Below are 8207 nucleotides of genomic sequence, written 5' to 3' on the forward strand. Positions count from 1 at the left end.
CGCCGGCGGCCAGGGCCGGCTGGCGCTCACCCGCCGCTTCCCGAAGGGTGTCGTGCTCGGCATCGCGCCGTTCAACTTCCCGCTGAACCTGTGCGCCCACAAGGTCGCCCCGGCGATCGCCGCCGGCGCCCCGATCATCCTGAAGCCGGCCCCGGCCACCCCGCTGTCCGGTCTGATCCTCGGCGACCTGCTCGCCGAGACCGACCTGCCGGCCGGCTCCTGGTCGATCCTCCCGGTCACCAATGACAAGATGCCCGCCCTGGTCCAGGACGAGCGCCTGCCGGTCATCTCCTTCACCGGTTCCGAGAAGGTCGGCTACGCGATCATGGACTCGGTGCCGCGCAAGCACTGCACGCTGGAGCTGGGCGGCAACGGCGCCGCGGTCGTCCTCGGCGACTACGCCTCCGACGCCGACCTGGACTGGGCCGCGACCCGCATCGCGACCTTCTCCAACTACCAGGGCGGCCAGTCCTGCATCTCGGTGCAGCGCGTCATCGCCGACGCCTCCGTGTACGACCGGCTGCTGCCGCGCATCGTCGCCGCCGTCGAGGCCCAGGTCACCGGCGACCCCTCCGACGCCACCACCGACGTCGGCCCGCTGGTCAGCGAGGACGCCGCCCGGCGCGTGGAGTCCTGGGTGGACGAGGCGGTCGCCGCCGGCGCCACCCTGCTCACCGGCGGCAAGCGCGACGGCGCCTCGTACGCGCCGACCGTGCTCACCGACGTGCCGGCGAACGTGACGATCGCCTGCGAGGAGGTCTTCGGACCCGTCCTCACCGTGCAGAAGGTGGACGGCGAGGCCGAGGCGTTCGCCGCGGTGAACGACTCCAAGTACGGCCTCCAGGCGGGCGTGTTCACCCACGACCTCCAGGTCGCCTTCCGTGCCCACCGCGCCCTGGAGGTCGGCGGTGTGGTGATCGGCGACGTCCCGTCCTACCGCGCCGACCAGATGCCGTACGGCGGCGCCAAGCAGTCCGGTGTGGGCCGCGAGGGCGTGCGGTTCGCGATGGAGGACTACACCTACGAGCGCGTGCTGGTCCTCACCGGTCTCGCGCTCTGACCTGCCACGGACAGGTCAGAACAGAACGGCCGCAGCCCACTGTGCGGGGGCTGCGGCCGTTCGTCTTGTCGTCCCGGCCCCCGGCCCCTGGCTAATGGGAACCGTTTTCAGGTAGCCTGGGCGGGCCGCCGAGCCGAAGGGGCCCGGCGTCGCTGCCTTCCGCTGCCGGGCCCCTTCCTGGTGCCGGTCTCCTCCGGACCCTCAACCGGAGAAGCCGACGTGCGCGAGCCGCAGCGGGCCGCGCAGGGCGAGGCGGACGTCGTGCACGCCCTCGGCGGCCAGGCCGGCGGTCACCGTGGTGTAGGCGTAGGGGCCGGCCGTGGGGGTGTCCAGGGTGAGTGACGCCAGCACCGGGCCGCCGTCCAGGGCGAGTTCCAGGGTGCCCTCGCCCGCCAGGTGTGCCGTCACCTCGCTCACGCCCGCGCCGAAGTCGCAGTCGCGGTAGACCAGTTCGGCCGTGCCGTCGTGGGCCGGGGTCACCGCGTCACCCGCCGTCTTCGTCCGGTCCACGATCGCGGCGCCGGACTGCTCGTCGAAGCCGGCAGCCGGAAGGCCGCGCTCCAGCACCCGCCGCGGCGCGGGGGGCGGGCCGTCGAGGCGGACCGTCGTACGCAGCCGCACATCCTCGCTGGAGGCGCCCAGCAGGAGTTCGTACGGGCCCCGCTCCAGGCGCCAGCCGCCCTGCCGCACGTCCCAGAACTCCAGCGCGGTCAGCGGGACCTCGAAGGAGACGGCGGCCGTCTCGCCGGGGTCGAGCGTGATCCGGCGGTGGTCCAGCAGCTCGCGGCGCGGACGGGCCACCGAGGGGTCCACCGCCCGGCCGTACAGCTGCACCACCTCGTCCGCCGTCCGGTCCCCGGTGTTGGTGACCGTGCAGCTCACCAGCACCGAGTCGGCCTCCACCCGGGCCGCCACCCCGGCGTACCCGAAGGACGCGTACGACAGGCCGTGGCCGAAGGGGAAGAGCGGGGTGCCGTCGAAGTACAGGTAGGTCTGCCGGCTGCCGATCACGTCGTAGTCCAGCAGGTCGGGCAGGTCCGCGTCGGAGGCGTACCAGGTCTGCGGGAGCCGGCCGGCCGGGGAGACGTCACCGGCCAGCACCCGGGCCAGGGCCGTGCCCGCCGCCTGGCCGCCGTGCGCCGTCCAGAGCACGGCCGGCAGCCGGGTCGCGTCCACCGCGTACGGGTACGCCGACACCAGCACCAGCGCGGTGCGCGGGTTGGCGGCGCGGGCCGCCGCCAGCAGCCGCCGCTGGTGCTCCGGCAGGCGCAGGGTCGTACGGTCCTCGGTCTCCCGGCCGTTGATGTGCGGGTCGTTGCCCGCCACCACCAGGACGACGTCCGCCCCGGCCGCCGCCCGGGCCACGGCCGCCTCGCCCCGCTCCACCGTGACCACCTCGAAGACGTCACCGGTGTCGGCAACCTTCACGCCGTCGGCGGCGACCTGGACATGGCGACCCGTGCCCAGGTGCAGGAGGAGGTGACCGCCGCGGTGCGGTTCGAGACGGAAGGTCTCCTGGACGACCCAGCCCCCCGGCTGGTCGGCGGAGGCGCGCAGGTAGCCGTCCTCGGCGACCGAGAGGTAGCGGCCGTCGGGGGCGCGCAGGGTCAGCACCCCCTCGCCCCAGTCGACGAGCGCGAACTCGGTGCCGGTCGCGTCGGTGGTGAGCGGCGGCAGGTCGGTGCGGCCGGACAGCAGCGCGGGGTCCAGCGCGCCCTCGGCGCCGCGCGCCCGGTCGGGGGCGTCCGCCGCCGGCACGGACAGGAACGCGCCCGCCGCCGTCCGCAGCCGGACGCGGTCCACCCCCTCCGCGAACCGCACCCGCTCCGCGCCGAACCGCTCGTACAGGCCCTCCAACGGGGTCGAGCGGTGCAGGAGACTGCCGCTGTACCAGTCGAGCTTGCACTCGTCGGCGAGCAGGCCGACGACCGCGATCCGGGTGTCCGGGGCCAGGGGCAGCAGGTCGTCGTCGTTCTTCAGCAGCACGATCGCCTGCTCGGCGGCCTCCCGCGCGAGCGCCCGGTGCGCGGGGGTGTCGAACTCGCCGGTGCCCGCGTGCGGGTCGTAGTGCGGGTCGAACTCGCCGAGCCGGAAGCGGACCGAGAGCTGGCGGCGGACGGCGCTGTCGATGTCCGCCTCCGACACCAGCCCGCGCGCCACCGCCCCCCTGACCCGGGCGGTGATCGGCGCGGAGTCCGTGCCGTGGTCGGTGAAGCTGTCCACGCCGGCCAGCAGGGCCGCCGCGGTGGCCTCCTCATGGGTGTCGAAGTAGTGCTCGGCGTCGACCAGGTTGGACGGCGCGCCCGCGTCCGAGCAGACCAGCAGCTCCTCGTCGGTCCAGGTGCGCAGGTGTTCGCGCAGGTAGGGGGAGACGTGGTTGGGGCGGCCGTTGACCAGGTTGTAGGCGGGCATCACCCCGGCCACCGCGCCCGCCTCGACCGTGTCCCTGAAGGCCCGCAGGTCGTACTCGTGCAGCACCCGGGGGCGGACGGACGCCGACGAAGTGGCCCGGTCCGTCTCGTTGTTGTGCGCCAGCCAGTGCTTGAGCACGGGCGCGGTACGCCAGTACCGGGGGTGGTCGCCGCGCAGGCCGTGCGTGTACGCCGTGGCGATGGCCGAGGTCAGCTTCGGGTCCTCGGCGTAGCCCTCCTCGTTACGGCCCCACAGCGGGTGGCGCAGCAGATTGACCGTCGGCGACCAGACGTTGAGGCCGACCCGGTCGTCGCGGGCGCGCATCGCCCGGGCCTCCTTGGAGACCGCCTCGCCGATCCGCCGCACCAGCTCCGGGTTCCAGGTCGCGCCCAGGCCCACCGCCTGCGGGAACACCGTCGCCGGGCCCATCCAGGCCACGCCGTGCAGGGCCTCCTGGCCGGTCCGCCAGGCGGCGATGCCGAGCCGCTCCACGGCGGGCGTGAACTGGTGCAGGAAGGAGATCTTCTCGTCCAGGGTGAGCCGCGCCAGCAGATCGTCGATGCGCTTCGCGAACGGCAGGTGCGGATCGCGGAAAGGCGGCGTGGACGGCGAGTCAACGGTCACGAGTGGTTCCCCTTGCGAATGGAGCGACGCGACGCTTTCGAAGCGCTTCGATGCTCATTCGACCGTGGCCGGGTGTCAAGGTGCTGTGCCCGAACCGGGCCGACTTTCCGCCGACTTGGCAAGGCGCCAACCCTGGCTCACCGGGCCGCCGGAGGTCCGAGGAATCTTGGAAACGACCCTTGTGCGCCCCCAGGCGTTCACTTAACCTCGCAGCAACATCGAAGCGCTTCGATTGCCCGCTTCCGCAGTCGCGCTTCCGCTCAGCCGATCCACTGAAGACACCGCAGCCGACGGCCCACCGCCGGGTGTCCTGGTGCGCCATGAAGGGTTGACGCAATGACGCCGAACGCCGCCTCCGCCTCCTCCGCGCCCAGCCGGAGAAGCTCCCCCACCCGGAGAAGCTTCCTCGCCTCCACCGCGGTCGCCGCCGCGGCGGTCACCGGCGGGATGCCGCTGCTCACCGCCTGCGGCGGCGGGCAGGAGGGCCGCAAGGAAGGCACCACCTCCGGCAAGGCGGCGCAGAAGATCCTCCCCACCTATGTGGCGTCGAGCGTGGTCGCCCCGGACATCCCCGCGAAGAACGGCTCGGCGGCCGGCTTCACCAAGGCCGTCGCCCTGGACCGGCTGAAGACCTCCGTACCGAAGAAGCTCGGCAGCGGCGGCGCGCTCAGCATCATGGCCCCGCTGTGGGGCACCCCGCCGGACAACGACAACCCGTACTACCGGGCCATGAACGAGGCCATCGGCGTCGAGACCAGCTGGCAGAACCAGGACGGCAACACCTACGACGAGAAGCTCGGCGCGGTCCTCGCCTCCAGCGACATCCCGGACGTCGTGGTCGTCCCCGGCTGGAACCTGATGGGCAAGATCCCCAGCGCCATCAACGCCAAGTTCGCCGACCTCGGCCCCTACCTGTCCGGCGACAAGGTCAAGGACTACCCCAACCTCGCCGCCGTCCCCACCGACGCCTGGCAGCGCTCCATCTTCGGCGGACAGCTCAGGGCGATCCCGCTGCCCGGCTCCTCCGTCACCAACATCGCGCCCTTCTACCGCAAGGACGTCTTCGACCGGAAGGGCTGGCAACCCCCCAGGACCACCGACGAGTTCCTCGCCTGGGCGAAGGAGGCCACCGATGCCAAGGGCGGGGTGTGGGCCTGCGCCGACATGAAGTGGACCGCCTTCAACGCCTTCGGTGTCCTGGGCGGCAGCGACAAGGCGCTGTGGTGGAACCTCCAGGACGGCAAGCTGATCAACCGGATCGAGACCGAGGCCTACCTGGAAGCCCTGGAGTGGGCCCGCAAGCTGTTCGCCGCCGGCGTGGTCCACCCCGACGACAAGGCCGGCAAGACCGCCAACCCGGCCGGCACCCGGTTCACCGCCGGCAAGCTCCTCGTCTACAACCAGGACCTGTCCGACTGGTTCGGCAAGACCTCCGAACAGCGCACCCAGAACCCGGACTTCGAGATGGCCGCGATGGACATCTTCACCCACGACGGCGGCGACCCGCTGCTCTGGGCGGTCCAGCCGGCCAACATCTTCACCTTCGTCAGCAAGAAGGCGTCGGAACAGAAGATCAAGGACTTCCTCGCCGTCGCCAACTTCTGCGCCGCCCCCTTCGGCACGAAGGAGCGCCTGCTCGCCGAGTACGGCGTCGAGGGCACCGACTTCACCCTGGACAAGGGAGTGCCCACCAAGACCACCAAGGGCGTCAACGAGGTCCTCGGCGCCTTCGACTACACCGGCAAGCCCGCCGCGTACGTCGCCCACCCCGACTTCCCCGAGGTCACCCGGGGCATGGTCGAGTGGCAGCAGCGCATGGGCGCCTTCACCAAGAAGTCCTCCTTCTACGGCCTGACCATCACCGAACCCAGCCGCTGGTCCAACCTCGCCGACGACTTCGAGCAGCTGGAGGACGACGTCGTACGCGGCCGGAAGAAGGTCGGCGACGTGCAGCAGGCGGTGTCCGACTGGAAGAAGCAGGGCGGCGACGACCTGCGCGACTGGTACCGCGAGCTGCTCGACTCCACCGGCTCGGCGCAGTGACCAGCACCGTGCCCCGCAGCAGGGCCGGGGCGAGGACCGGGGAGAGCGTCCCGGCGGCGTCCGGCGGGGCCGCCGGGCGCCGCGGGCGCAGCCTGAGGATCAGGTTCCGGCGCGACCGCACCCTGATCCTGATGACCCTGCCCGTGGTCCTGCTGCTCCTGGTCTTCAACTACGTCCCGATCCTCGGCAACGTCGTCGCCTTCCAGGACTACGACCCCTACCTCAGCGACAACGGCTTCGTCGCCGTCTTCCAGAGCCCCTGGGTCGGCTTCGAGCAGTTCCAACGGGTCTTCGACGACCCCGAGTTCTGGCACGCCGTGCAGAACACGTTCGTCCTGTTCCTCCTCCAGCTGGTGCTGTTCTTCCCGGTCCCGATCGCGCTGGCGCTGCTCATCAACAGCGTGATCCGGCCCCGGGTGCGGGCGGTCGCCCAGGCGATCATGTATCTGCCGCACTTCTTCTCCTGGGTGCTGGTCGTCACCGTCTTCCAGCAGATCTTCGGCGGCGCCGGCGTGCTCGCGCAGACCCTGCGCGAGCACGGGCACTCCGGCTTCGACATCATGACCGACCCCTCGGCCTTCAAATACCTGGTGACGGCCCAGATGGTCTGGAAGGACGCCGGCTGGGGCATCATCGTCTTCCTCGCCGCGCTCGCCGCCGTCTCCCACGACCTGTACGAGGCCGCCGCGATGGACGGCGCGGGGCGCTGGCGCCGCATGTGGCACATCACGCTGCCGGCGCTGCGGCCGGTGATCGCCCTGCTGCTGGTGCTGCGCGTCGGCGACGCCCTCACCGTCGGCTTCGAGCAGTTCCTGCTCCAGCGGCAGGCGGTCGGCCCGGACGCCTCCGAGGTGCTCGACACCTATGTGTGGTGGAACGGCATCCGCAACCAGGACTTCAGCTACGCGGCGGCGGCCGGCCTGATCAAGGGCGTCGTCGGACTGACCCTCGTCCTCGTGGCGAACAAGGTGGCCCACCTCATGGGCGAGCAGGGGGTGTACGAGAAGTGAGCGCTGTCGCCGAACGGCCCGCCGGGGCACGGAAGGGGCGCAGCCGGTGGGCGGCGCCGCCCCGGCCGGTCTGGGAGGAGGAGCCGGCGAAGGCCGGGCTCGCCGCGAAGGGGCTGGTCCTCGGGATCGCCTGCTTCGCCGTGCTGTTCCCGCTGTGGATCGTGATCGTCACCAGCCTGTCCCCGAAGAAGGTCATCGACGACACGGGCGGACTGGTGGTGATCCCCAAGGGCATCACCTTCATCGCCTACCAGGAGCTGCTCAGCGGTGGCCAGGTGCAGCGGGCGGCGCTGGTCAGCGTCGGGGTGACGCTCGTCGGCACGCTGTTCAGCATGACCGTGTCGGTGCTGTGCGCGTACGGGCTGTCCCGCCGGGGCTCACTGGGCCACCGCTGGATCCTGATGACCCTGCTCGCGACGATGTTCTTCGGGGCCGGCCTGATCCCGACGTACCTGCTGGTGCAGGCGCTCGGCCTCACCGACACCTATCTGGCGCTGATCCTGCCGAGCGCGGTGAGCGTGTTCAACATCCTCGTGCTGCGCGGGTTCTTCATGGGCATCTCGCCCGAACTCCTCGACAGCGCGCGGATCGACGGGGCGGGGGACTGGCGGATCCTCCGGCAGATCGTGCTGCCGCTGTCCCGGGCCGTGCTGGCGGTGATCACCCTGTTCTACGCGGTCGGGTACTGGAGCGCCTGGTTCAACGCGTCGATCTATCTCACCGACCAGACGATGATGCCGCTGCAGAACGTGATGATCCAGCTGGTGCAGAAGCAGGAGCGGCCGGTGGGGCTGTCGGCCCAGATCAACACCGGTCAGCTGTCGCCGCTGGCCGTCCAGATGGCCGTGATGGTCCTGGCCCTGGTGCCGGTGGCCGTGCTGTCACCGTTCGTCCAGAAGCACTTCCGCAAGGGGATGCTCACGGGGGCGGTGAAGGGATGACCGGGCGCCCGTCGACGGGGGCGGTGCGGGTTCGTGGGCGACTGCGCCTGCGCGAAGGGACAGTGCGGTGTCGTCGGCGACCGCGGGTGCGTGGGGGCTGATCGCGCAGTTCCCCGC

The 8207-nt window shown here is 71.5% G+C and carries 5 protein-coding genes; 4 read left to right on the forward strand and 1 reads right to left on the reverse strand.

Annotated features, from left to right (window positions below; genetic code table 11):
• Nucleotides 1-1060 (forward strand): aldehyde dehydrogenase family protein (locus tag CCN44_RS26495; protein ID WP_244203968.1); only part of this gene is annotated, 1060 nt, incomplete at its 5' end.
• A gap of 201 nt (nucleotides 1061-1261) precedes the next feature.
• Here CCN44_RS26495 and CCN44_RS26500 read toward each other — a convergent pair.
• Nucleotides 1262-4096: a glycoside hydrolase family 3 protein gene (locus CCN44_RS26500; protein WP_086700184.1), complete on the reverse strand. Its 2835-nt coding sequence runs from the start codon at nucleotides 4094-4096 to the stop codon at nucleotides 1262-1264.
• 336 nt (nucleotides 4097-4432) lie between these two features.
• Between CCN44_RS26500 and CCN44_RS26505 the strand changes: the two genes are divergently transcribed.
• From CCN44_RS26505 to CCN44_RS26515, 3 genes are all read left to right on the forward strand, one after another.
• A complete protein-coding gene (locus CCN44_RS26505) occupies nucleotides 4433-6139 on the forward strand; it encodes an extracellular solute-binding protein (protein ID WP_086700187.1) in 1707 nt (568 codons plus the stop codon).
• Nucleotides 6140-6270: 131 nt separating this feature from the next.
• Nucleotides 6271-7149: an ABC transporter permease gene (locus tag CCN44_RS26510; RefSeq protein WP_399009550.1), complete on the forward strand. Its 879-nt coding sequence runs from the start codon at nucleotides 6271-6273 to the stop codon at nucleotides 7147-7149.
• Complete coding sequence (locus CCN44_RS26515) at nucleotides 7146-8090, forward strand: carbohydrate ABC transporter permease (protein WP_086700190.1); 945 nt, start codon at nucleotides 7146-7148, stop codon at nucleotides 8088-8090. The genes CCN44_RS26510 and CCN44_RS26515 overlap by 4 nt, the downstream gene beginning before the upstream one ends.
• Nucleotides 8091-8207 lie beyond the last annotated feature (117 nt).

Source organism: Streptomyces tricolor (assembly GCF_002155905.1).
Taxonomy (GTDB): domain Bacteria; phylum Actinomycetota; class Actinomycetes; order Streptomycetales; family Streptomycetaceae; genus Streptomyces; species Streptomyces tricolor.